Origin of the sequence: Enterococcus sp. DIV0008 (genome assembly GCF_050542615.1) — a bacterium.
GTDB classification, from domain to species: Bacteria; Bacillota; Bacilli; order Lactobacillales; family Enterococcaceae; genus Enterococcus_D; species Enterococcus_D innesii.
In genome coordinates this window covers 1,310,238-1,333,124 of record NZ_CP172937.1, presented here as the reverse complement: position 1 = coordinate 1,333,124, position 22,887 = coordinate 1,310,238, and the positions used below count along the sequence as shown (strand labels likewise).

Genomic DNA, 22,887 nt, shown 5'->3' with positions numbered 1-22,887 from the left:
TTTTAATATTGATGGAATCCGTCAACTGGCAGTACGAATACGGTGGCGCCACCAACTTCGACTTCGACTGGATAAGGAACTTGACCATCTAAGGATATATCTAGAGACATCGGTGTCGAGACATACTGCTTTCTTGATTGACAGGTTTTTTTGATCAATTCTAACGCATCTTGCACACGATCATCTTCAATACCAATGATAAAGGTACTATTACCAGCCTTTAAAAACCCACCCGTTGATGACAATTTTGTTGCACGGATATTGGCATCAATAAACTCATTTGCCAAACGATTACTGTCTTTGTCTTGTACGATTGCCATAATTAATTTCATGGGACCATCTCCTTTGTGTTATCCAGCCTACCTTAGATTGATTTGAAGTAAGCAGGATACGATTCAACGATTGCTGAATAGCTGGATTCAACAACTTCTTGTAACCCCATTCTAGCATCAATCTTATGAATGCGTACAGGATTTTCTTCCGCCAGCTTTAGATACGCATGACGGACGCGTTGATGAAACTCCAATCCTTCCGAATCAAGACGGTCATATTGATGGGCACGGTTTTCCTGAATGCGTCGCAAACCAGTATCTGAGTCGACATCTAGGTACAACGTAAAATCAGGGGTCGTTCCCTCCGTCGCAAACTCGTTGATCCGGGCGATTTCAGGAATCCCGATCCGCCGGCCAGCTCCTTGATAAGCCAACGAACTGTCGACAAAACGGTCACAGATCACGATGTGCCCGGCATTCAATGCCGGCAGGACAACCTCAATCAAGTGTTGTCGACGAGCTGCTGCGTAAAGCAAGGCTTCTGTCCGCTCATCCATTTCCTCATTTCGAGGATCTAATATAATTTTACGTATCTTTTCAGCAATCTTGACTCCGCCAGGTTCTCTTGTCTTGACGATCTTTCTTGTTGCTTCGAGCTGTAATCGAGGATACAACTCTTCGATCACACTGGTCTTACCAGCGCCATCAGGTCCTTCGATGGTTATAAACAATCCATTCACCCTAATTGCCTCCAATATCTATTATAATTCTCGGCGACCTTCTACTGCTTTAAGCAAGGTCACTTCATCCGCGTACTCAATATCGCTGCCCACAGATAACCCATGAGCCAAACGCGTGACTTTAATACCAGCAGGCTTAATCAAACGCGACATATACATCGCCGTTGCTTCGCCTTCCGTGGTCGCATTGGTCGCAATTATCACTTCTTTGACCTGATCATCGTGCAGCCGCTGTATTAGCGATGCAATGTTGATATCTTCTGGTCCGGTTCCCTCCATTGGGGATAGCACACCGTGAAGCACATGATAAAGTCCATGATACTCGCGGACTTTTTCTAACGCCATCACATCTTTAGGCTCTTCCACCACTAAAATCGTTTCTTTGTCTCTTGTGGGATCACTGCAGATCTCACAAGGATCTTCTTCCGTTATATTTCCACAGATACTACAAAAGTGCAAATCTCGTTTGACACTAAGCAGTGATTTGGCAAACTCATTCACGACTTCTTCTTTCATATCAATCGTATAAAACGCCAAACGTGTTGCGGTTTTTTGGCCGATTCCCGGCAGTTTCATGTAACTGTCGATCAATCGGGCGATCGGTTCAGGATATTGCACCGTCATTTCTCCTTTTATAGACCCGGAATGTTTCGTGTATATTTGCCCATTGTTTGTTCCGATTCTTTTTCAATTTTCTTTAAACCATCGTTTACTGCCAGGATGATCATATCTTGCAGCATTTCCACGTCGTCTGCATCAACGATTGCTTCATTGATAGCAATGTCTTGTAACGTCTTATCGCCAGTAAAGGTCGCTTTGACATAGCCATTTGTCGATTCGCCGATAAATTGTTTGCTGTTCAGCGCTTCTTGTTCTTTCATCATTTCTTTTTGCATTTTTTGCATTTGTTTCATCATGCCTTGCATATTTCCCATGCCTCGCATCATTATCCATCACTCCATTTTCATTAATTTTCTTCAATGCTGGTTAATTCACCAAATAACTCTTGCGCTTTGGTTACTAAGTCATCATTTTCTGGTTCGACAGAGACCACTTCGGTATCCTCTTGCTCTACTTCAATTTCCGACTCTTCCGTTGCTTGACCGCCAGCCAAAAACTCTTGTCTTAGCGCCGGCCAACTTTCTTTTGTAATAAAGACAGCCTGCGGCGCGTAGTCTTTGATCATACGGGACAATTGATTATGGATCATCAATTGAAACTCTTGGTCGTTACTTGCTCGTTGGCATAAAATCTCATAGTCAAAAGCGATCACGACGCCCGATTCGCTGGCAGCTTTTGCTTCACTGGAGTGCAGCATCGCTCTTTGCGTCACGGAAAGAGACATCAAAAGATCGTCCCAGACATTACGAACATTTGCCAAGTCTTTCTTCGTGGCACTTTTCAGTACTTGGAACACGCGTTCCTTTGGTAAACGGAACGTAGTGGTTGCCTTGGTTTTCTTCACTGGCGCGTTGGTCTCAGCAACGGCACCCGCTGGTCGATTCTCTTGCAGTCGTTGTACTTCTGCTTGAAGCTTTTGCAGTGCTTGACGCAACTGCGCCACTTCTTGACTATTGTCAGCTGAATTGCTAGCAACAGCAGCACTTTCTGGATCATTGGCTAATTTGACCACAGCCACTTCCAAATAAATCGTAGGATTGTTGGTAAATCGTACTTCATTTTGCGTATCGTTTAAGACCGTGATCCAGTGATAGATCTTTGCTGGCGGGGTATTTTTTGCCAGTGTTTGAAACGCTTCCGTCAACTGCAACGACTTTTCAGATAGCAGCTGCGGCGCTTGTTGATACATCAGCAAGTCTCGACAATAAACCAACAAGTTTTCCAATAAACGGCGGGCTTCTTTACCAGAGGCTAATAACTCCCGCAAGGTCGCTAACGCATCGGCAACTTCTTTTTCCCCACAAGCCTGCATCAGACGGTCCATCATTTCATAGGACAAGCTGCCCGTCACTTCTAAAGCATCTTGGGTCGTTACGGTTCCATCACTAAAAGCGATCGCCTGGTCGGTAATACTCAAGGCATCCCGCATCCCGCCTTCTGCGGCTCGCGCAATGATCTGTAAAGCTTCTGCTTCGTAATTGATCTCACTAGTAGTAAGGACCGTTTCCAAATGACCCACGATGTCTTGTGTATTGATTCGTTTGAAATCAAAGCGTTGGGTACGAGAAATGATCGTTGCTGGAATCTTATGGGGCTCTGTTGTTGCCAAAATAAAGACAACATTTTTCCTTGGTTCTTCCAATGTTTTTAGTAACGCGTTGAAGGCCCCTGTCGACAGCATGTGCACTTCATCGATGATATAAACCTTGTATTCAGCTTGGGTCGGTGCATAGTTCGCACGATCACGAATAAAGCGAATTTCTTCTACACCGTTGTTGCTTGCCGCATCGATTTCGATCACGTCTTCTTGCGTCCCTGCTGTGATTGAGCGACACATGCCGCACTCATTGCAAGGCTCACCGTTGACCTGGTTTGGACAATTGATGGCTTTGGCAAAAATTTTCGCTGCACTTGTTTTCCCGGTTCCTCGAGGACCCGTAAACAAATAGGCATGCGAGATCTGGTTTTGATCGATTGCATTTTTTAAGGTTTGGGTAATTGCTTTTTGTCCGACAACATCATCAAAACGCTGAGAACGCCAAACACGATATAATGCTTGATAGGCCATAGTTTTCCACACTCATTTCAAAATTCGCTACCTTCTATTATACGTAATATCAGCTAAAAAAACCACCGTTTGCGTGGTGGAATCTCAAAAGAAATGGAAATTTAATTCGAAGAGCCATTCCGCGCGCTTTCACTCACTATATCCTTTTGTTCCTCCCTATTTTCAAGAAAAAAGACCATTCCTCTTCTCCAACTTTAGACTGATAACGTATATCTCTCCTCCTATGGTATAATGAATCTATGTTCATCTATTGTGATGAAAACAATTTAAAGGAGGACTGAAAATGGGTATTATCAAAGCGGCAACAAGCACAATTGGCGGCGGATTAGCAGATCAATGGCTAGAGGTGATCGAGCCTGACAATATGAGTGATTCGACAGTAATGACAAAAGGTGTCAAAGTGCGGCGTAATGACAAACGCGGTGCCAACAGAAAAGGCACGGAAGATGTCATCACTGATGGCTCAGTGATCCATGTCTATCCGAATATGATGATGTTATTGGTTGATGGCGGGCGAATCATCGATTATACCGCCGAAGAAGGCTACTATACAGTGAAAAACGAATTAGCGCCTTCGATGTTGAATGGTTCATTGAAAGATGCGATTTCTGAAACCTTCGACCGCTTTAAGTTTGGTGGCGTTACACCGCAAAAACAACAAGTTTTTTATATCAATCTACAAGAAATCAAAGGGATTCGCTTCGGTACTTCATCGCCTTTGAATTATTTTGACAACTTTTATAACGCAGAACTTTTCTTGCGGGCGCACGGAAACTATTCCTTACGAATTACCGATCCAATTTTGTTCTATACGAATGCGATCCCCAAAAACAAAAGTCAAGTCGATATTAACGACATCAATGAGCAGTACTTAGCTGAATTCTTGACCGCCCTACAAACAGCGATCAACAAAATGTCAGCAGATGGCGAACGAATTTCTTACGTTCCATCTAAGAGTATGGAATTAAGCAAATATATGGGAACGGTTCTTGATGACAGCTGGCGAGAACTCCGAGGAATGGAAATCGTTTCGGTTGCTGTCGCAAGCATCTCTTATACGGATGATTCCGTAAAACTGATCAACATGCGGAACCAAGGGGCAATGTTAGGCGACCCTTCGATTCGTGAAGGCTATGTTCAAGGTTCGGTTGCTCGTGGTATGGAATCTGCCGGTAGCAATGCCGCTGGGGCTACGACTGGGTTTGTTGGCATGGGCATGGGGATGAACGCTGGTGGCGGTTATTTGAACCAAGCGTCACAAAACAACCAACAGCAAATGCAGCAACAGGCTTCCGCACAAACCAACGCAGATCATTGGGACTGTCCACAATGCGGCACCTCTAATACTGGTAAATTCTGCAGCAATTGCGGGACGCCAAAACCAACGAGCGATGGACCAAGCCTAAAAATGAAATGCAGCGATTGTGGTGAAGTGATCGATTTAGCCAACGGTATTCCAAAATTCTGTCCGAATTGCGGCAAACCTTTCAAAGGTGTCCCAGTAGACTAATTGAGGAGGATTGCTGATGGATGTTATCACACATAAGTGCCCCAATTGTGGGGGCGCTTTAACCTTTGATCCTGGCGATCAAAAATTTCATTGTCCATTTTGTCTGAGTATTTTTACTGAAGACGAAGTCACTGCCTTTGAAGAAAAGCAAAAAGAAGCGCAGATGGCCGATACTCCAGTCTCAGATCCTTCTGCAGCGACCGAGACCGAACCGTCCCTTCAAGAAGAAGTTAGAGAGCAAGCCGATGCACAAGCGGGGCAGATGGACCTTTTCACCTGCCCCAGCTGCGGTGCTGAAATCGTGACGGATGCGACTACAGCCGCAACTTATTGCTACTTTTGCCATAATCCGGTCGTTTTATCTGGTCGGCTTTCGGGAGAATTTTTGCCAAACAAAGTCCTTCCCTTTGCGATCGAAAAAGAAGAAGCAACGAAAAAGTTTTTAGAATGGGCACAAAAGAAAAAATTCGTCCCACGGGATTTCTTCGACCAAGCACAAGTAGAGAAATTGACTGGCGTATACTTCCCTTATTGGGTCGTCGATGCCGAGATGAATGGTTCGCTTTCAGGAATGGGTACCTCCTTGCGTATTTGGCGGGTTGGTGACATTGAATATACTGAGCATAAACAATACGACGTCTTGCGGCGAGGCAAAATCAAGGTGAACGAATTACTCAAGCATGCACTGTCAAAAAACGTCCAACAAAAAATGGTAACTGGCGTTCAACCGTTCCCCCTTGAAAAAGCCGTTGCGTTTCGCAGTCAGTATTTAGCCGGCTTCCAAGCAGAAAAAAGAGACATTGAGTACATCGATCTTTCCGACGAAGTCAAAAACGAATTATCGGGTTATGCTGAAAACCTGCTAGCAGGCACCGTCAATGGCTATACTAGTTTTAAACGCAACAATCGATCCATCAATCTAACAAAAGAAGAAAACAACTACGTTTTGCTTCCTGTATGGCTAGTGACCTATCGAGCCGATGATGAAAACAAGAGCGCCTTTTATTATGCGATGAATGGGCAAACAGGAAAAGTCAGCGGTGTTTTACCGATCAGTTACAAACGCTTGGGAATCGTCAGCGGCGCCATTTTCGCGGCAACGACCATCCTCGCATTGATTGGAGCGTATTTCTTATGAAAAAACTATCTTATTTGTTGCTTCTGCTAGTTGGCTTTTTCTTAACCACCCTGCCCGCCTTCGCAGCCGAAGAGACAGTCGCAGACCACGCTGGACTCTTTACCGAACAAGAGATCCAGAAGTTGAACGAGGAAGCAGAAGCGCTGAATGCGAAGATCAAAGGCGAAGTTTTTATTCAAACAACGAACAGCAATACGGGAGATATCGAGTTGTACACTGATCGATATCTTTCAAGACGGATCGGCAATGACAACAACGGTTCGGCATTGGTGATCGATATGGCGCAACGGGAATTTCACGTTTCTACTTCCGGAAATATGATCGATTATCTTACCGATTCACGTCTAGATAAGCTACTTGATGCGGTATTTGACCAGATGGCAGAGGGAAATTATTATCAAGCGGCATTGGTCTATCTGCAAAAAGCAGAAAGTTTTGTGGAAGCGGGTGTTCCTGCCGATCACTATCGTATCGATCGTGATACCGGAAAAATTACTTATTACAAAGTGATAACGCCACTAGAAATTGCTATTTGCTTAGCGATCGCGGCAGTGATCAGTATCGCCTTTTTCATCATTGTTAAATCCCGTTATCAATTAAAAATGGGCGGCTACAAATTTAACTATCTAGAAAAATCAAGTATTGATCTAACCCAAAAAGAAGATCGCTTAGTCAATTCCTTTGTCACAACCAGACGCATCCCCCGTCCTTCGAATAATGGTGGAGGCGGCGGTGGTTTTTCTGGCGGCGGTGGCGGCAGTACGACCCACTCTTCCGGTGGCGGTACATTCGGTGGCGGCGGACGCAGCTTTTGATTTTTCAAGAGTTCCTTTAATCAGGAACTCTTTTTTTGTTGACATTTTTCATAAAAACATCTACCATTTAGGAAAATATAGGAAATGAGTTGATTTTATGTTTGAAATTATTAGAAACAATAAACTTTTTATCAGTTTGAGTAGTTTGCTAGTTTTTTTGACTGTCCTGACAAACCTCGCTTTCCCTTTGCTTCTACAAGAAGATCACGCACTGCGCTTTGATCATCTCGTCGGCTTATTAGCGTTCATATTAAGCATTACTTATTGCGCGCAATTCTTATTGATTGTGATGAAAGAGCGCTATGCAGCTTCGATGAATGTGCGCCATCTCTTAGAATTGTTAAAAAAAATGAAAAGGAAGAGTTATGTTGAGCTCTCTGAAAAGGAGCCCACTTATCTATTAAACCGCATCTTTGGCGTTGTTGATTCCTTATACTTGTTTATTTGCGGTAGTTTTAGCGAAGCTATTCGCTGCTTTTTCTTAATGCTGATCCCACTTTTTTTGTGTTTCCAATTGCATTATTTACTGGGTTTCATTTTACTATTGCTATTTCCCATCAATGTTTTTGGGTTTCGATGGATCAATCAACAGTTGAGTATTAAGATGAAAAATATGCAAGAAGCATTTGCTCTCAGCAATAAGGAAATGTTAACAACATTGTCCCATATTGATACAATGAAGCAATGGAGTGACGCTGTTCTTGAGCAGCTGTTTTCCTCTCAATTGACATCGATGTATCAAACATTAGCAAACACCAATACATTTGCCCAAACGACTAGTTTAGTCCTTAACGCGATCAATCAGATCGCCCAGATCGGCATCTATTTGTTTATGATTCAAGGAATATTACAAGATGAACTGCCAACCTCTGCGTTGATTTTGATTGGCGTGCTATTACCCATTTACTTTTCTGCGTTAAGTGGTTTAACGAAAATCAATCTTGATACCGCTACTCTGAGGACCAATCAACGTTTTGTTAACGAAGAATTGGCTGCTCCCGATGACTTCTGGAACCAAACGACTGAAGCTACTCTGAGTCTTACTGTCGACCACCCTGTCGTATCCATTGGCAACCACAGCTTTTCCTTTCTCATTGAAGAAACCTTGAAACCTGGTGAACATATTTACTTGGCTGGCGCTTCAGGAAAAGGAAAATCAACGTTTTTAAAGGCAATTGCTGGCCTTTATCCATCAGAAGGAATTTCGCTTTCAACGAAGAGTAAATGCATCAAGCCAAGAAACCCTGAAACAGATAAAACCATCTACCTTGCTCAAGACCCTACGATTCTCTCTCGGACAATTGAAGAAAATCTTGTATGGGGAAGAAAAATGACGGAAGAAGAAAAAACAATTAACGAAACCTCTGGTATTTTAGCGCCTATTTTTCAACAGCGCTCATGGACTAGCAGGCTTACGGAAAATGGTGCCGACTTGTCTGGAGGAGAAAAGCAAAGAATCGCTCTAGCTCGCATCTTATTAAGTGATGCCGAAATCATTCTTTTAGACGAAGCTACCAGCAGCCTTGATGATGAAGCTGCCGAAAAGATTATGAAGTGTTTAAAAAAACATGCAGAAAAACGCATTATCATCTATACTAGTCATAAGAAAGAGGAGCAACGCTTTTGTGATCGTACAATCGCTTTGTAGGAGGGACCGATGAAAGATTATTATACCGTTGAAGAAGTCGCTGAAAAACTGGGCGTAACGACTCGAACCATCCGAAATTATCAAAAGACCAACCAACTTAAAGGGACAAAAATTGGCGGGCAGTGGCGCTTTTCTTACAAAGATGTGGCTTCGTTGATGGGCGAACCATTTGAAGATCCCCTGCTTTCTTTTGCTTCAATACGTTCAGAAAAACAGATACCCGAAAGCTTACTTGCCATTGATTTCTTTATTGAATCAGAGGAATTGCTACAACAGCAAAAAAAAATCGTTATTGATGAATTCAATGCACTTTACTCAGGGGAAAGTCGGCGTTTTTACTTTGAAAAAATCAACCCAACGATGGCACGATTTACATTGGTCGGACCCTTGAAATATGTAACAACCTTTGGACAGTGGATCGAAGCAATCCTTTCTCCTCCAAAGTAATCATCTGAGCACCTGCTTTGAATTTAAAAGAAGAGACCCAATTAGTAGAATGTCTAATCAGGTCTCTTCTTTCTTTTTTGGAAGGCTTGTTGCACTCAGATGATTTCCTTAAACACAGAGAAATCAATATTTCCGCCGGAGACCAATGCCACAGTTTTCTTTCCTCGAAGCAAATGATCGATCTGTCCACTTAAAATCGCCGCCGTACTTAATGCACCGGCACCTTCTGCAATGACTTTTTCCTTCAAAGCCAAGTAATGGATCGCTTGTTCGATGTCGGATTCTTCAACTAAGACTGTTTCATCGATACGGGTCTTTAAAACATCATAGGTCAGCTCCCCTGCCAAAGCGACATCACAGCCGTCGGCGATTGTTCGGCTACGGCGATTGGCTACTAGCTTTTGCTGCCAAAGTGAGGCGATCATGCCATAAACGCCATAGGATTGAACGCCGATGATCTTGACTTCTGGACGAAGTTCTTTTAAGGCTAAAGCGATCCCAGCGATCAACCCACCACCGCCGATGGGAATAATGACATTATCAACATCCGGAAGATCCTCCAACAGTTCGATCGCAATCGTTCCTTGCCCCTCCATTACTGCACGATCATCAAAAGGAGAGACAAATACTTCGCCACTGTCTTGCATGGCCTCTAGTGTCAGTTGTTTGGTTTCATCAAACGTCTCTCCTGCTAAAACGACTTGTGCGCCATAGCTTCTTGTCGCCTCTATTTTTGTTTTGGCGGCCGTCAATGGCATAAAGATTCGGACATTGACCCCCAGTAACGATCCGGCGAGGGCAACACCTTGTGCATGATTTCCTGCAGAACAGGCAATGACACCGCGAAGTTTTTCTGCATCAGTCAATGAAGCGAGTTTGTTATACGCCCCACGCGCTTTAAAGGAGCCGGTGCGCTGTAAATTTTCTAATTTCAAAAATATCGTGCCCTCTTTTTCTTTACCTAAAATATTACTTGGTGCAAGTGGTGTATGGATCATGATTGGTTTCAATCGTCGATACGCAGCAGCGATCCCTAGACTATCCGTCAACACTTCCTCAATCACAAACGTTCCCCCTTTTTTGTTTTTTTATACTCTCATTGAAGCACAGAACTTGTAGAAAAACAATCTGGGGAACTCGTACAAGCAAAGATCACTTCCTCTTTCTTTACACGTTAATGTCACCAAATATTCTTACAGAAGAATTTTCAGAAAATAATGACATTTCTTTTCTGAAGTGCTATACTTAGAAAAATTAAAAAAGGGTGTGAACGAATGACAATCGATTGGTCAAATTTAGGGTTTTCTTATATCAAAACGCCATGGCGTTTTTTGGCAACATGGAAAGACGGTTCTTGGAATGAAGGCGAACTTACCGAGGATAATTATCTGCATATCCACGAGGGATCAACCGCTCTTCATTATGGACAGCAATGTTTTGAAGGACTAAAAGCCTACCGAAGAAAAGATGGCGGCATCAATTTGTTCCGTCCAGACGAAAATAGCAAACGGATGAACCGCAGTGCCTATCGTCTGCGCATGCCAGAGGTTCCTGAGGATTTCTTCTTAGATGCGGTAAAACAAGTTGTAAAAGCAAATCAGGAATATGTTCCGCCTTATGGCAGCGGCGCCACCTTGTATATTCGTCCGCTATTGATTGGCGTCGGAGAAAACATCGGTGTCAGTCCAGCACCAGAGTATATTTTTACGGTTTTTTGTATGCCTGTCGGCCCTTACTTTAAGGGCGGATTGACACCGACGAATTTCATTGTTTCTGATTATGATCGCGCGGCACCAAATGGTACTGGTGCAGCCAAAGTTGGCGGAAATTATGCGGCGAGTTTATTGCCTGGATACGAAGCCCATCAACGGAAATTTTCTGACTGCATCTATCTTGATCCAGAAACACATACCAAAATCGAAGAAGTCGGTTCTGCCAACTTTTTCGGGATCACGGCTGACAATGAATTTGTGACACCAAAATCTCCTTCTATTTTGCCAAGTATCACAAAATATTCATTGCTGCATCTAGCGCAACATTCATTAGGATTGACCCCGGTTGAAGGTGATGTTTATCTCAATGAGCTGGATCGTTTTGTCGAAGCGGGTGCCTGCGGAACAGCTGCTGTTATTTCTCCGATCGGCGGGATCCAAAACGGTGAGGATTTCCATGTGTTCTATAGCGAAACGGAAGTTGGTCCACAAACCAAAGCATTGTATGACCAATTGACCGGCATTCAATTCGGAGACATTGCCGCACCAACTGGTTGGATCTTTGACGTCCCATTGGGTTAAGCGAACTGTGTATATCCTCTTCAGCTGAACGATCCGTTGTGATCGTTCGGTTTTTCTCTTTCTATCGATCAATTTATCATCACTACATTAGAATTGATTGCCACAACTCTTTTGACTTGTTACAATCATAGCAAAGGGAGGCATAATGATGGGCAAACGACTCGGCTATTCTTTGCTAGCAACAGCATTGTATTTGGTGGTTTCCAATATCGGTAATCTCGTTTTTGGTATCAACCGCAGTTTTAGCTGGACCACAACATTGTGGGAAGCATTTTTCTTTTTTATTTTTGTGTTCCTATTCCAACAATTTCGAAAAAAATAAGCAGTGATCCTCGCTAGTAAGAAACGGGGATCGCTGCTTATTCCTTTTGCAGGGATTTCATTTATTAAAAAAAGCGCCAAACCCTTCATACAAAAGGATTTGACACTAAGAAAAATTATTTAACTGTTACTGAAGCGCCAACTTCTTCTAAAGCTGCTTTCAATGCTTCAGCTTCGTCTTTAGAGATGCCTTCTTTAACTGCTGAAGGAGCTCCGTCAACGACTGCTTTCGCTTCTTTCAAGCCTAAGCCAGTTGCTTCACGAACTGCTTTGATAACTTTAACTTTTTGATCGCCAGCTGCAGTCAATTCTACAGTGAATTCAGTTTGTTCTTCAGCAGCACCAGCATCGCCAGCTCCACCAGCTACAGCTACAGGAGCTGCAGCAGATACGCCAAATTCTTCTTCGATAGCTTTAATTAAATCGTTTAATTCTAAGATTGTCGCGCCTTTTAGCTCTTCGACAATGTTTTCAATGTTCAATGCCATTTTGTTTTCCTCCATTTAAGTAAGTAGTTTAGTTTTTTAATACTGAAAAATCATGCGGCAATTATGCTGCATCTTCTTCTTTTTCTGCCACTGCTTTGACAGCGTAAGCCACGTTGCGGATAGGTGCTTGTAGCACAGATAGCAACATAGAAAGAAGTCCTTCGCGGTTTGGCAATTTCGCCAATGCAGTAATTTCTTCCAATGAAGAAACTTTGCCTTCGATGATACCGCCTTTGATTTCTAAAGCTTTTGCGTCTTTTGCGAAATCGTTAATGATTTTTGCAGGTGCAACAACGTCTTCGTTACTGAATGCTACGGCAGTAGGACCAGTGAATACTTCACCTAAACCTTCTAGACCAGCTTTTTCAGCAGCACGAGAAAGAATTGAGTTTTTGATAACTTTCATCTCAACGTTTGCATCACGCAATTGTTTACGTAAGCGAGTTACTTCATCAACAGTTAGTCCACGGTAGTCAACAACGACTACAGATGCGGCTGCAGAGAATTTTTCACTCACTTCATCAACGATCGCGGATTTTTTAGCGATAGCTGCTTCACTCATTTATATTTCACCTCCTGATTTTGATGGAAGAGTTTCTTCGAAACGAACGGTTCCTTTGTCTTAAAAAAAGACAATAAAAAACTCTATGCCACCGTAGACATAGAGGGACTATTGAAGGTTCTCAATAAACGTCCTCGGTAGGAAATTAAGGCAAATGCCACCTACTGTCTTCGGTACAGTTAAACTTTTAACCTTGACTACCTTACCATAGATAAGGCAGTCAAGTCAATAAAAGTTTTAAATTTTTGTATTAAATTAGAAAGAAGCTTGTTCTACATGGATCCCAGGTCCAAATGTTGTTGTAACTGAGATATTTTTCATGTATTGACCTTTTGCTGCTGAAGGTTTAGCTTTCAACAATGTTTCATGGATCGTTTTGAAGTTTTCGATCAATTTGTCATCTTCAAAAGAAACTTTTCCGATTGGTACGTGGATGTTTCCAGCTTTGTCAACACGGTAAGTAACTTTACCAGCTTTTACTTCGTTAACTGCTTTTGTTACGTCCATTGTTACTGTACCAGTTTTAGGGTTAGGCATCAAACCTTTAGGGCCTAATACACGACCTAATTTACCAACAGTAGCCATCATGTCAGGCGTTGCAACAACAACGTCAAAGTCGAACCAGCCACCTTGGATTTTTTGAACCATATCGTCGTCACCAACGAAATCAGCACCAGCTGCTTCTGCTTCTTTGGCTTTATCGCCTTTAGCAAAAACTAAAACTGTTTGTGTTTTACCAGTACCGTTTGGTAATACAACCGCGCCACGGATTTGTTGATCCGCTTTTTTAGGGTCTACGTTTAATTTGTAAGCAACTTCAACCGTTGCGTCGAATTTTGCAATATTTGTTTCTTTTGCCAAAGCTACTGCTTCTTCAACTGAATAAGCTTTTGTAGCATCAACTTTTTTCAATGCTTCTTGCATTTTTTTGCTTTTTTTAGCCATTTTGTTTCCTCCTTGATGTGGTTATAACGGTAGAACCTCCCACGTGTCCCATATTTTTCAATATGAAGCCGACTGAGAAGCTACTTCCTTAGGGCTGTAATTATTCTACAGTGATCCCCATGCTTCGTGCAGTTCCTTCAACCATGCGCATTGCTGCTTCAACGTCAGCTGCGTTTAGGTCTTCCATTTTCAATTCAGCGATTTCTTTTACTTGATCGCGTGAAACTTTTGCAACTTTTGTTTTGTTTGGTTCGCCTGAACCTTTTTCAACGTTTGCTGCTTTTTTCAACAATACTGCTGCTGGTGGTGTTTTTGTAACGAAAGTAAATGAACGGTCTTCGTATACAGAGATCACTACTGGAATGATCAAACCTGCTTGATCAGCTGTACGAGCATTAAATTCTTTAGTGAATCCCATGATGTTGATACCCGCTTGACCTAGCGCAGGACCTACCGGCGGAGCTGGTGTTGCTTTACCTGCAGGAATTTGCAATTTAACGATTTTTTCTACTTTTTTTGCCACGAGACATACCTCCTTGAGTCCGTGATGTGGTTAATTGGAGATCCAAATTTCTCCTCCCACTTTGGTGATTCATGTGCACACACAAAAAACGTGTGACGAAAGCACACTGGAATATTATAGCATCTTTAAGGAATAATTCAAGGTTTTTCAGCTGATTTTTTCGAAAAAATACTCACCAGCGCTTTTCGTTATTCCTTCGATAAAAAAATAAATAAAAATCCCTTGCTTTTGGTCTGCTTTTTTCATTCTCTCATTTTTTTATGCTACACTACTACTGGAATTCTTCCCTATTCGTTTACTACTATCGAGGTGAAAAAATGGAACAATTAAAATACCGCAGTGTATTTGATATAATCGGACCCATCATGGTGGGTCCCAGCAGTTCTCATACAGCCGGTGCTGCCCGGATCGGAAAAATCGTTCGCAGTATTTTTGGTGAACAACCAGACAGTGTAGATATCCTGCTGTATGAATCGTTTGCCAAAACCTATCGCGGTCATGGAACCGATATTGCGTTAGTTGGCGGTCTCTTAGGCATGGAGCCAGATGACGCTCGCCTAGCAGACTCTTTAAAAATCGCTTATGAGAAAGGGATCGAAGTCTTATTCGTCCCTAAAAAAGAAAAAGCGGAACATCCAAATATGGTCAAGATGATTTTGACAAAAGGTAGCCACAAACTATCCGTCACTGGTATTTCGATTGGTGGTGGCAATATTCAAATCTCAGAGCTTAACGGCTTCAAAATTTCTCTGACGCTGGGTACGCCAACTTATGTGATCGTCCATCAAGATGTTCCAGGAATGATTGCGAAAGTAACCAATTTACTATCAGAGGCTCAAATCAATATCGGTACGATGACCGTTACAAGAGAAGCTGTCGGTGATAAAGCCATCATGATCATCGAAGTCGATCAGCGTAATGATCAGCTGGCGCAACAAATCAAAGTTTTGCCGCACGTTTACAGCGCTGCGTATTTTGATTAAAGGAGATAGGAACATGTTCTATACAATAGAAGAACTAGTAACACAAAGTAAAAATTATCCTTCCGTTGCAGAGATGATGATTGCGATCGAAGCAGAAAATACTGGCCGAAGTCGCGAACAGATCCTTGCAATCATGGAAAAGAATTTAGTTGTTATGGAACAATCAGTCGCTGAAGGTGTCTCTGGTGTTAAATCGGTGACGGGATTGACCGGTGGCGATGCGACACGGATGAACGACTACCTTGCTGCCGGTGATTTTTTAAGCGGAGAAACCATTCTACAAGCGGTCCAAAATGCCATTGCAGTCAATGAAGTCAACGCGAAAATGGGCTTGATTTGCGCCACTCCGACTGCCGGTAGTGCGGGTGTTGTTTCTGGTGTATTGATGGCCGTGCGTGAGCGTTTGGCACTGACTCGAGCGCAACAAGTCGACTTTTTGTTTACAGCCGGCGCCTTTGGTCTGGTGATTGCCAACAATGCCTCGATTTCCGGTGCCGAAGGCGGTTGTCAAGCGGAGATCGGTTCTGCTAGCGCAATGGCTGCGGCGGCTTTGGTTTGTGCAAAAGGTGGCACCCCTCACCAAGCGGCTCAAGCGGTGGCGATCACGTTAAAAAATATGATGGGCTTGATTTGTGACCCTGTCGCGGGCTTAGTCGAAGTCCCCTGCGTGAAGCGCAATGCCCTGGGATCTTCCCAAGCCTTTATCTCTGCCGACATGGCACTGGCAGGAATCGAAAGTGTCATCCCACCAGATGAAGTGGTCTTAGCGATGTATCAAGTCGGTCGGCAAATGCCTAGCATTTTCAAGGAAACGGCTGAAGGCGGTCTAGCCATGACCCCAACTGCCCAACGCCTACAGGCAGAAATCTTAGAAGCCAATCGTTGATTTTTTTAGAAATGAACACCAATAAAAACCAACCAAGAACAACCAATCATTGCTTGTTCTTGGTTGGTTTTCATTTTCCCATGATTTCCAGCGACAAAAAGACAAGTAACCCCCGTTTGTTAAACAAGTAACAAATGACATTGGCGGTTTTTCTACTCCCACTCGCCTACTCCATAGCGTTTCTTTTGGGCAACGGGTTTTAATACCTTCACAGGCTCGGAAAATTTAGGTTTTCCTTCTGTTTGATCCAATGGGACTAATGGCTGTTCACTTTCTTGTACTTTCGAGACTGTTTGTGTTTTTTCTTTCTGGGTAGCTGGCACCTGATCGGCTGATTTTTGCCAAAGCTGTTTGCTGAGATCCAACAAGGGAATGATCATCATGGCGACTAACCCGCCAGAAAAACCATTATTATACAAATTCAAGCCACCATGTAAGAAATCAATATTCAGTACCATAGAGGCGTGGACAAAGCCAACCACCAAGCCCCCTTTCCAGCCATAGGCATTCGTTACTGCACAGAGCATCATCCCAAAAATCGCTGATGTGACTGTGACCGTCTCGTTGATAGTATACACACTCAATAGGTTGGCGATCGTCACTCCTGCCAATAAAGGGAGTGAGTTAAAGACATGAGAGCCACAAGCAGAAAAGCCGATGACACAAAAGATCGCACCGATGACAGGTCCATTTAAAACCGCACCAATACTGACTACATAAGCCACCAACAAGAACGTCATCAAGCCCATGTTAATCATGGTATTGTAGACGCCGGTATCACGTAAAATATCGCGTTCGATTTTGCCACTATGAGACCAAATCGCTCGCATATTCAACCGTTTTTTCTTGATCGCCATCAGCGAACCATAGCCTACGAGCATACTTCCTAAAACCAGCATCATGAAAATCAAACGCGGTTGCTGTTCTTGTGACACCATTGTTCGCAGCTCGATCGTTAGGCCAAACATCCGACAGATAGCGGCAACTAGTGTACATAGCATTCCTGAAGTGAACCCCGCACTGTAAAGACTGACACTTTGAAATAGCGCTTGAAAGTACAGTGCCATGGGAACCATCAAAAAACCGGTAAAAATTCCAATGCCATACCCCATCACTAAGCTAAAATAAGGTGGCAAGGAATCATTGAAAGCAAAATAGCTGACGATTGGGGAAACCGATGACCCATAGAGGGCGATCAACAGAAATTTTTTCAATGGTTCGTTCATAAAATACGAATACAGTCGAACGCCTAAAAATATTGGGATAAAATTCAGTAGATTTTTTCCAAAAAAACCATACCCAGTCACCATAAAGATAGCGGACACCGCACCGCCTGTGATCGGCACCCGATAATGATAACAAATCGAGATCGCTACAAACGTCATCAAACTGCTGTTTAATAAAGCCGTCCCTACAGAAGTCATAGCAATATAATCTGTCACAAGATGACTTTCCGAAAATAAAATCAACTTGAGCTCTTCGACTACCACCCTTGGATCGAAAAACAACATGGCAAAGAAAAACAGCAGCAAATTAAAAAGAAACAACAAGCTATACCCATTATGTACAGAAATCATCCCTTTAGTATGGGGATGAAAAACATTGTGAAACTTTACTCTAAAAAAAGTAACTAATTTTGACATAGGACCCCTTCCTCTTATAAAGCGCTTACTCATTTTGAGAAAAAAAGTGGGCCAACGAATTGGTCCACTTTATTCTCATTACTGTTATTTTACCGTAAATGAGCCGTTCATGCTAGTCTATCCAGCAGTTAAATTTTATCTACTTGCTCAAAATCAAGTTCCGTACTGGTTTCACGACCGAACATATCGATGTTCACTTTTAGTTTTTGTTTTTCTTCGTCGATTTCTGCTACTTGACCTTCTAAACCAGAGAACGCACCTTCGATGATTTTGACGGTTTCGCCGATTTCTACTTCTAACTCAACTGTTCGGGTGCTCATACCAATCGAACGCAAAATCGAATTGATTTCTTCTTGTAATAAAGGCGCCGGCTTGCTTCCTGCACCATGAGAGCCAACGAAACCAGTCACACCTGGTGTATTCCGAACCACGTACCAAGATTCATCCGTCATGACCATCTCAACTAGCACATAACCAGGAAAGGTTTTATGAACGATTTCTTTGGTTTTGCCATTTTTTTCTTCTGTTTCCACTTCTTCGGGAACAACGACACGGAAAATATAATCACCCATCCCCATACTTTGTGCACGTGACTCTAGGTTTGCTTTTACTTTGTTCTCGTAACCTGAATACGTATGTAGAACATACCAATTTTTTTCAAAAGATTCCATTTTTTTCGGACTCCCCATCTTTTTGTAAAATAAAAAAACCTCAGCTGCACCGAAGTTTTTCCTCAAAGCGATTATAGCATGATTTGCGATAAATGACTAGCGCTATCAGTAAGAAGTCTTACTTTAGGATCCAATTGAAGACTGTTTGAATCAGTGTGTCCATCACAAAGAACATCAATGCAAAAATAATGGTTGTTTGAATCACCACAAAGGTATCTTTGCGTAATTGTTTTTTTGATGGCCAAGAAACGTTTTTCATTTCTTCAACAACATTTTTCAAAAATTTCATTCGATTCCCTCCTTACTTCGTTTCACGATGCAAAGTATACTGATTGCAATACTTGCAAAATTTGTTGATTTCAAGGCGTTCGCCTTTTTTACCTTCACTGACTGATTTTGAATAGTTGCGGGATCCGCAGACAGAACAAGCCAAAGCAGCTTTTTTCGTTGCCATCTTAGTGTCCTCCCCCTTTTTATAAAGTTTTCCAACACTAAAAATACCACTTATTTAAGATTGTGTCAATTTTTGATTTTCTGTCGTATAAATATAGTTTCTGCTGATTTTGTGGTATGATAATGGTGTTAAATGGGTATTTGGGAGGGAAAATTATGTTATTAAAAACAATGGTTTACAAAAAACGCGATTTAACAACGGTAAAGGAAACAGCTACCTTAGAAGAAGCGCTGGCAATTTTAGAAGAGTCTGGTTATCGTTGTGTGCCTATCCTAGATGAATCAGGAAAGATTTTTAGAGGAAATATTTATAAAATGCACATCTATCGCCATAAAGCAAACGGCGGTGACATGACTTTACCCGTCACCTATCTGCTAAAAAATGCGACGAAGTTCATCTATGTCAACTCTTCATTTTTTAAGGTTTTCTTTACGATCAAAGAATTGCCTTATATTGCGGTACTAGATGAAAACAATCAATTTTACGGCATTTTGACCCACAGCTCCTTATTGAATATGTTGTCACAATCATGGAGCGTTGAGCAAGGAAGCTATGTGTTGACGATCGCATCAACAGGTCAACAAGGCGACTTAGCGGTTATCTCAAAAATAATCGCAAAATACAGCAGTATCGCCAGCTGTATCACACTGGATATCGGCAAAGACGAATTTATTCGTCGTACGATGATCACTTTACCAGCAAACACATCAAAAGAATTATGCGACAAGATCGTTACGCAACTAGAAGCAAAAAACTTCAAAGTTGTGGAGATCGAAGACTTAAAAGCAGAATAAAACAAAAGATCATTCCTTCATTTCTTAGGAATGATCTTTTTCTTGTTTTTTGAGAACCATCAAAGCAAAAAACAAGTTTTCTTTAAACGCGTTTATCAAAACGAACAGCACGATTGATAATATACATCACAGGTGCCGTAATCGTCATTACAATAAATTCACTCAATGCCGTTGTTGCAAATGTTGGCCAGAAAGGCAATGCTAAGGTGATATTTAGCATAATCGCAATCAGGAACATGCTTAATGAAAAAACATTGGTGTTAAATGCCAGTCTTAAGAAAACATTTGGAATCTTCTTCTGTACCAGCGCAGTCGCTCCTAAAGCCAAAAAGCTTCCGACCCCACCGAATACGACATCCAAGATCCCCATTCCAAAGAACAAGTTATACACAACAACCCCGCCGACGACACCCCACATCAATTTTCTGTTGAAAACGACTAAGTGATTCAATCCTTCAGATATCCTGAATTGAATCGCTCCTGAGGCAACTGGTGCGACTAGAACCGTTACAGCTATATAAAGTGCCATGATGATCCCATTCGCTGCGACGACACGCAAACGTTGATTGGTTAGATTTGTTGATTTTTCCATATGATCCCTACTTTCTCCGAGTTTTGATTACGCGGGATGGTTGATGAACCGCGGTGCGCTTCGCACAAGTACTTATTATACACAAGAATATTGTTTTATCAACCTTTCCATATATATTGCCATCTTTTTGTTTTCCGTTTTTTGTATTAATTTGGAGAAACTGTGTGGATTTTTTGTGGATGAAACTATTAAAAATGGTGTTATTTAATTTCTTTACTGGTTTTGCTTAGTGAAACACTATCGTTTTTGTTTACAAAGTATGACTTTTTTCTGATACAATGAAGCTATAAAATTAATGAAAAGAGGAATGGTTATGGGGTTGTTCGATAGCAAGGAGTTTAATGAGCGAGCTAAGCAAGAAAAAGCAGAGCGCAAAGCTAATAATGCAAAAATTTTGGAATACTTCTCTAAACATAGTGATTATATTGTAGATAAATTATATTTTGACGATAAAAATAAAAAGCTTTTTATAAATAAAATCTTTCCTGCTGACCGATCTAAAGATGTTTTCAATTACAATGAAATTATCAGCTTCACACCCATATTCGAAGGCGGAAAGAAACGGAAACATCACGGTATTACACGTGCGGTTGTTGGTGGCGTTTTGGCTGGGCCAGTTGGAGCATTAGTTGGTGCAGGAACAGGCGGAAAAGACTTTGACACTGTCAGCAGTTTAGGTTTTATGATTCATCTAACAGATAACCGTTCAGAAAAAATTATGCTACTGACATCAGAAACAAAACTAAAAAGCATAATTGGCGGCCAATATATGGATGATTACAATAAAATATCGGCAAAGCTTGATCAAATTTTAGCTGCTAAAGAACCGCAAGCCTCCAATTCTTCTAGCAGCAACGCCGATGAGTTGAGAAAATTCAAAGGCCTTCTTGATGATGGAATTATTTCTCAAGCGGAATTTGATGAAAAGAAAAAAGAACTATTGGGATTATAACTTTGAGCCTGTTTATCAGGCTTTTTTCTTAACCTTTTGTTCGCTTTACAACAAGAACAAACGTTCGTATAATTCTTGCGAGGAGTGATTGATATGCAAATACCATTAGCGCATCAAAGAACCTACGCATTAGAAAGATATTACTACGAGTTTATCGAGAGGATGGGTCCAGCACATTTCATGTATGACCAGTTTGTTAGGACAATGGAAAATTTTGGGAAACCCTATTTCACTGTACCCATCAGCTATAGTCATTACTCGGAAGAGTTGGCTTTTGTATTTAAAATAGACGGTGAAAATTATCTGTTCGATCACGTTAGGACACAAGACAAGATACTTCGAAAATACGATTCTAGCATTAAGTATAAGCCCGGCGGTAACTGATATGAACATAATCAGTCAATATGAGCAGGGTTACCTATCTTTCTGTGAGTTTATAAATGAATTCCCGGACAGTATTTCTGAATCTCAGGAAGCTTTATTCGGCGCAAGATGCGTCGAGTTTTACGTTGCTGTCACGTTAGGTAAAACGGATAGTCGCTATTATGTACAAGCTTATGGAGGAGATAATCAAAAAATAGGTGAAGACAGTTTTACTTAATTTCAAACTAAAATTTTTTCAGTTTATTTTGGATTATAAGAGTCTATAAGTTTTCTTACTAAATTTATAATGTTCTCATTTTGTTCTCTATCATTATATTGAATTTAATAATAAAATCATCATATAAAAATATTATAATAATGAGGTGCAAGATGGATTCAGTAACTTCAAAGCTTTCTAATACCTGGATAATTAATACACACGGTGAAAATCATACGCCTGAAAACTCTTCATATATATTAGATGACGTTCTAACAGTATTTACTTTGTATGTTCCAATTGATAAGAACCGAGTAATGAATATTTTAGAAGATCCATCTGGTCCTATGTACCTTAATGATAGGATAACAATTCTTTTGAAAACCGCTGGAAGCACTTATTATGCACAAAATGCTTATCAAATGGCACATGAACTTTGTCATTTTGCTGCCTTTTATGGAATTAAAAACGAGTCTTTTAAATGGTTTGAAGAAAGCATTTGTGACTTATCATCTCATTTTTTTCTGCACGAACTCGCTGATTTTTGGAAAAATTCTTCCGACGAGCTAAAGAAATCATATAGTTCTAATTTTATTAGCTACGATAACTTAGCTCGAAAAAAAATCAAAAAGTTTGATTTAAAAGACTTGTCAAATCTTAATTCTGAAACTTATACTTACTTGTGCGAGCATAAAATTGACCGTGAGATGAACACTTATGTCGCCAATAAACTGTTTCCAATATTTAGAAAAACTCCTGATTTATGGAAAGCTATACCTCATTTACAGTTTGCTGATGCCGACCATGATTTCATACGATTCTTAAGATCCTGGAGAGACTGTAGCCCAGCTGAAACACAACAAGGTATTACCAAAATAATTCATCATTTTGCAAATTAGTACATTTACTCTAGATATTAATTTTAAAATAAGCCCCCTAT

Annotated in this window: 28 protein-coding genes, 1 pseudogene and 1 other annotated feature; of the genes and pseudogenes, 14 read left to right on the top strand and 15 right to left on the bottom strand. The window is 41.4% G+C overall.

Annotated features, from left to right (window positions below):
* Window positions 1-2: 2 nt before the first annotated feature.
* Genes IGI84_RS06410 through dnaX form a run of 5 tightly spaced genes read right to left on the bottom strand, consistent with a single transcriptional unit; the run spans window position 3 to window position 3,701 of the window.
* Window positions 3-332 (bottom strand): cyclic-di-AMP receptor, encoded by a 330-nt coding sequence (locus IGI84_RS06410; RefSeq protein WP_005229817.1) that lies wholly within the window; start codon window positions 330-332, stop codon window positions 3-5.
* A gap of 32 nt (window positions 333-364) precedes the next feature.
* Window positions 365-1,012: a dTMP kinase gene (gene tmk / locus IGI84_RS06405; protein ID WP_005229815.1), complete on the bottom strand. Its 648-nt coding sequence runs from the start codon at window positions 1,010-1,012 to the stop codon at window positions 365-367.
* A 21-nt stretch (window positions 1,013-1,033) separates the two neighbouring features.
* Complete coding sequence (recR, locus tag IGI84_RS06400) at window positions 1,034-1,630, bottom strand: recombination mediator RecR (protein ID WP_005229813.1); 597 nt, start codon at window positions 1,628-1,630, stop codon at window positions 1,034-1,036.
* A gap of 14 nt (window positions 1,631-1,644) precedes the next feature.
* Window positions 1,645-1,959, bottom strand: a complete 315-nt coding sequence (locus IGI84_RS06395) for a YbaB/EbfC family nucleoid-associated protein (RefSeq protein WP_081118470.1) — start codon at window positions 1,957-1,959, stop codon at window positions 1,645-1,647.
* Window positions 1,960-1,979: 20 nt separating this feature from the next.
* Complete coding sequence (dnaX, locus tag IGI84_RS06390) at window positions 1,980-3,701, bottom strand: DNA polymerase III subunit gamma/tau (protein ID WP_200125057.1); 1,722 nt, start codon at window positions 3,699-3,701, stop codon at window positions 1,980-1,982.
* 283 nt (window positions 3,702-3,984) lie between these two features.
* Here dnaX and IGI84_RS06385 point away from each other — a divergent pair, with 283 nt between their 5' ends.
* The 5 genes from IGI84_RS06385 to IGI84_RS06365 all read left to right on the top strand — a co-directional run bounded on the left by IGI84_RS06385 (window position 3,985) and on the right by IGI84_RS06365 (window position 9,259).
* Window positions 3,985-5,211 (top strand): SPFH domain-containing protein, encoded by a 1,227-nt coding sequence (locus IGI84_RS06385; protein WP_077452484.1) that lies wholly within the window; start codon window positions 3,985-3,987, stop codon window positions 5,209-5,211.
* A 16-nt stretch (window positions 5,212-5,227) separates the two neighbouring features.
* Window positions 5,228-6,349 carry an ATP-binding protein gene (locus tag IGI84_RS06380; protein ID WP_077452485.1) on the top strand — a complete coding sequence of 374 codons (1,122 nt, stop codon included), beginning with the start codon at window positions 5,228-5,230 and terminating at the stop codon, window positions 6,347-6,349.
* Window positions 6,346-7,164 carry a TPM domain-containing protein gene (locus IGI84_RS06375; RefSeq protein ID WP_077452486.1) on the top strand — a complete coding sequence of 273 codons (819 nt, stop codon included), beginning with the start codon at window positions 6,346-6,348 and terminating at the stop codon, window positions 7,162-7,164. Before IGI84_RS06380 ends, IGI84_RS06375 begins: the two co-directional genes overlap by 4 nt.
* A 97-nt stretch (window positions 7,165-7,261) precedes the next feature.
* On the top strand, window positions 7,262-8,812 hold the full coding sequence (locus tag IGI84_RS06370) for an ATP-binding cassette domain-containing protein (RefSeq protein ID WP_430600929.1): 1,551 nt from the start codon (window positions 7,262-7,264) through the stop codon (window positions 8,810-8,812).
* A gap of 9 nt (window positions 8,813-8,821) precedes the next feature.
* Window positions 8,822-9,259: a helix-turn-helix domain-containing protein gene (locus IGI84_RS06365; RefSeq protein WP_144771550.1), complete on the top strand. Its 438-nt coding sequence runs from the start codon at window positions 8,822-8,824 to the stop codon at window positions 9,257-9,259.
* 95 nt (window positions 9,260-9,354) lie between these two features.
* Here the strand turns inward: IGI84_RS06365 and IGI84_RS06360 are convergent, their stop codons facing one another.
* Window positions 9,355-10,323 (bottom strand): pyridoxal-phosphate dependent enzyme, encoded by a 969-nt coding sequence (locus tag IGI84_RS06360; RefSeq protein ID WP_096742531.1) that lies wholly within the window; start codon window positions 10,321-10,323, stop codon window positions 9,355-9,357.
* A gap of 210 nt (window positions 10,324-10,533) precedes the next feature.
* On the opposite strand from IGI84_RS06360, the gene IGI84_RS06355 reads away from it, so the two are divergent.
* Together IGI84_RS06355 and IGI84_RS06350 are read left to right on the top strand one after the other, a co-directional pair.
* Window positions 10,534-11,553 carry a branched-chain amino acid aminotransferase gene (locus IGI84_RS06355; protein WP_140965515.1) on the top strand — a complete coding sequence of 340 codons (1,020 nt, stop codon included), beginning with the start codon at window positions 10,534-10,536 and terminating at the stop codon, window positions 11,551-11,553.
* A 148-nt stretch (window positions 11,554-11,701) separates the two neighbouring features.
* The gene (locus IGI84_RS06350; RefSeq protein ID WP_005231922.1) at window positions 11,702-11,875 is read left to right on the top strand and encodes a hypothetical protein; all 174 of its coding nucleotides are present in this window, start codon (window positions 11,702-11,704) and stop codon (window positions 11,873-11,875) included.
* A 115-nt stretch (window positions 11,876-11,990) separates the two neighbouring features.
* On the opposite strand, the gene rplL is transcribed toward IGI84_RS06350, so the two are convergent.
* The 4 genes from rplL to rplK all read right to left on the bottom strand — a co-directional run bounded on the left by rplL (window position 11,991) and on the right by rplK (window position 14,392).
* Window positions 11,991-12,362, bottom strand: coding sequence for a 50S ribosomal protein L7/L12 (gene rplL, locus IGI84_RS06345; RefSeq protein ID WP_003127081.1), 372 nt, complete (start codon window positions 12,360-12,362; stop codon window positions 11,991-11,993).
* Window positions 12,363-12,423: 61 nt separating this feature from the next.
* Window positions 12,424-12,924, bottom strand: a complete 501-nt coding sequence (gene rplJ / locus IGI84_RS06340; protein ID WP_016610861.1) for a 50S ribosomal protein L10 — start codon at window positions 12,922-12,924, stop codon at window positions 12,424-12,426.
* Window positions 12,925-12,989: 65 nt separating this feature from the next.
* Window positions 12,990-13,116, bottom strand: a sequence feature (ribosomal protein L10 leader region).
* A gap of 63 nt (window positions 13,117-13,179) precedes the next feature.
* Complete coding sequence (gene rplA / locus IGI84_RS06335; RefSeq protein ID WP_005229790.1) at window positions 13,180-13,869, bottom strand: 50S ribosomal protein L1; 690 nt, start codon at window positions 13,867-13,869, stop codon at window positions 13,180-13,182.
* A gap of 100 nt (window positions 13,870-13,969) precedes the next feature.
* Window positions 13,970-14,392: a 50S ribosomal protein L11 gene (gene rplK, locus IGI84_RS06330; protein ID WP_005229787.1), complete on the bottom strand. Its 423-nt coding sequence runs from the start codon at window positions 14,390-14,392 to the stop codon at window positions 13,970-13,972.
* A gap of 317 nt (window positions 14,393-14,709) precedes the next feature.
* Here rplK and sdaAB point away from each other — a divergent pair, with 317 nt between their 5' ends.
* The gene (sdaAB, locus tag IGI84_RS06325) at window positions 14,710-15,375 is read left to right on the top strand and encodes an L-serine ammonia-lyase, iron-sulfur-dependent subunit beta (protein ID WP_005229781.1); all 666 of its coding nucleotides are present in this window, start codon (window positions 14,710-14,712) and stop codon (window positions 15,373-15,375) included.
* 13 nt (window positions 15,376-15,388) lie between these two features.
* The gene (gene sdaAA, locus IGI84_RS06320; RefSeq protein ID WP_077452491.1) at window positions 15,389-16,261 is read left to right on the top strand and encodes an L-serine ammonia-lyase, iron-sulfur-dependent, subunit alpha; all 873 of its coding nucleotides are present in this window, start codon (window positions 15,389-15,391) and stop codon (window positions 16,259-16,261) included.
* Window positions 16,262-16,413: 152 nt separating this feature from the next.
* Here sdaAA and IGI84_RS06315 read toward each other — a convergent pair whose 3' ends face one another.
* The 4 genes from IGI84_RS06315 to rpmG form a co-directional block, all read right to left on the bottom strand.
* Window positions 16,414-17,904, bottom strand: coding sequence for a DUF1576 domain-containing protein (locus tag IGI84_RS06315; protein ID WP_200125137.1), 1,491 nt, complete (start codon window positions 17,902-17,904; stop codon window positions 16,414-16,416).
* A 128-nt stretch (window positions 17,905-18,032) separates the two neighbouring features.
* Complete coding sequence (gene nusG / locus IGI84_RS06310; RefSeq protein WP_005229769.1) at window positions 18,033-18,575, bottom strand: transcription termination/antitermination protein NusG; 543 nt, start codon at window positions 18,573-18,575, stop codon at window positions 18,033-18,035.
* A 118-nt stretch (window positions 18,576-18,693) separates the two neighbouring features.
* The gene (gene secE, locus IGI84_RS06305) at window positions 18,694-18,864 is read right to left on the bottom strand and encodes a preprotein translocase subunit SecE (protein WP_005229766.1); all 171 of its coding nucleotides are present in this window, start codon (window positions 18,862-18,864) and stop codon (window positions 18,694-18,696) included.
* Between the two features lie 12 nt (window positions 18,865-18,876).
* Window positions 18,877-19,029: a 50S ribosomal protein L33 gene (gene rpmG, locus IGI84_RS06300; protein ID WP_005229764.1), complete on the bottom strand. Its 153-nt coding sequence runs from the start codon at window positions 19,027-19,029 to the stop codon at window positions 18,877-18,879.
* 155 nt (window positions 19,030-19,184) lie between these two features.
* Between rpmG and cbpA the strand changes: the two genes are divergently transcribed.
* A complete protein-coding gene (cbpA, locus tag IGI84_RS06295) occupies window positions 19,185-19,823 on the top strand; it encodes a cyclic di-AMP binding protein CbpA (RefSeq protein ID WP_077452493.1) in 639 nt (212 codons plus the stop codon).
* Between the two features lie 82 nt (window positions 19,824-19,905).
* Here cbpA and IGI84_RS06290 read toward each other — a convergent pair whose 3' ends face one another.
* Complete coding sequence (locus IGI84_RS06290; protein ID WP_430600928.1) at window positions 19,906-20,415, bottom strand: QueT transporter family protein; 510 nt, start codon at window positions 20,413-20,415, stop codon at window positions 19,906-19,908.
* Between the two features lie 307 nt (window positions 20,416-20,722).
* On the opposite strand from IGI84_RS06290, the gene IGI84_RS06285 reads away from it, so the two are divergent.
* From IGI84_RS06285 to IGI84_RS06270, 4 genes and pseudogenes are all read left to right on the top strand, one after another.
* The gene (locus tag IGI84_RS06285; protein WP_430600959.1) at window positions 20,723-21,367 is read left to right on the top strand and encodes an SHOCT domain-containing protein; all 645 of its coding nucleotides are present in this window, start codon (window positions 20,723-20,725) and stop codon (window positions 21,365-21,367) included.
* Between the two features lie 93 nt (window positions 21,368-21,460).
* The gene (locus tag IGI84_RS06280) at window positions 21,461-21,751 is read left to right on the top strand and encodes a DUF5960 family protein (RefSeq protein WP_087664259.1); all 291 of its coding nucleotides are present in this window, start codon (window positions 21,461-21,463) and stop codon (window positions 21,749-21,751) included.
* A gap of 1 nt (window position 21,752) precedes the next feature.
* Window positions 21,753-21,953 (top strand): annotated as a pseudogene (locus IGI84_RS06275) (hypothetical protein); the annotation flags it as partial.
* A gap of 167 nt (window positions 21,954-22,120) precedes the next feature.
* A complete protein-coding gene (locus IGI84_RS06270; protein ID WP_430600927.1) occupies window positions 22,121-22,846 on the top strand; it encodes a hypothetical protein in 726 nt (241 codons plus the stop codon).
* Window positions 22,847-22,887: the final 41 nt, after the last annotated feature.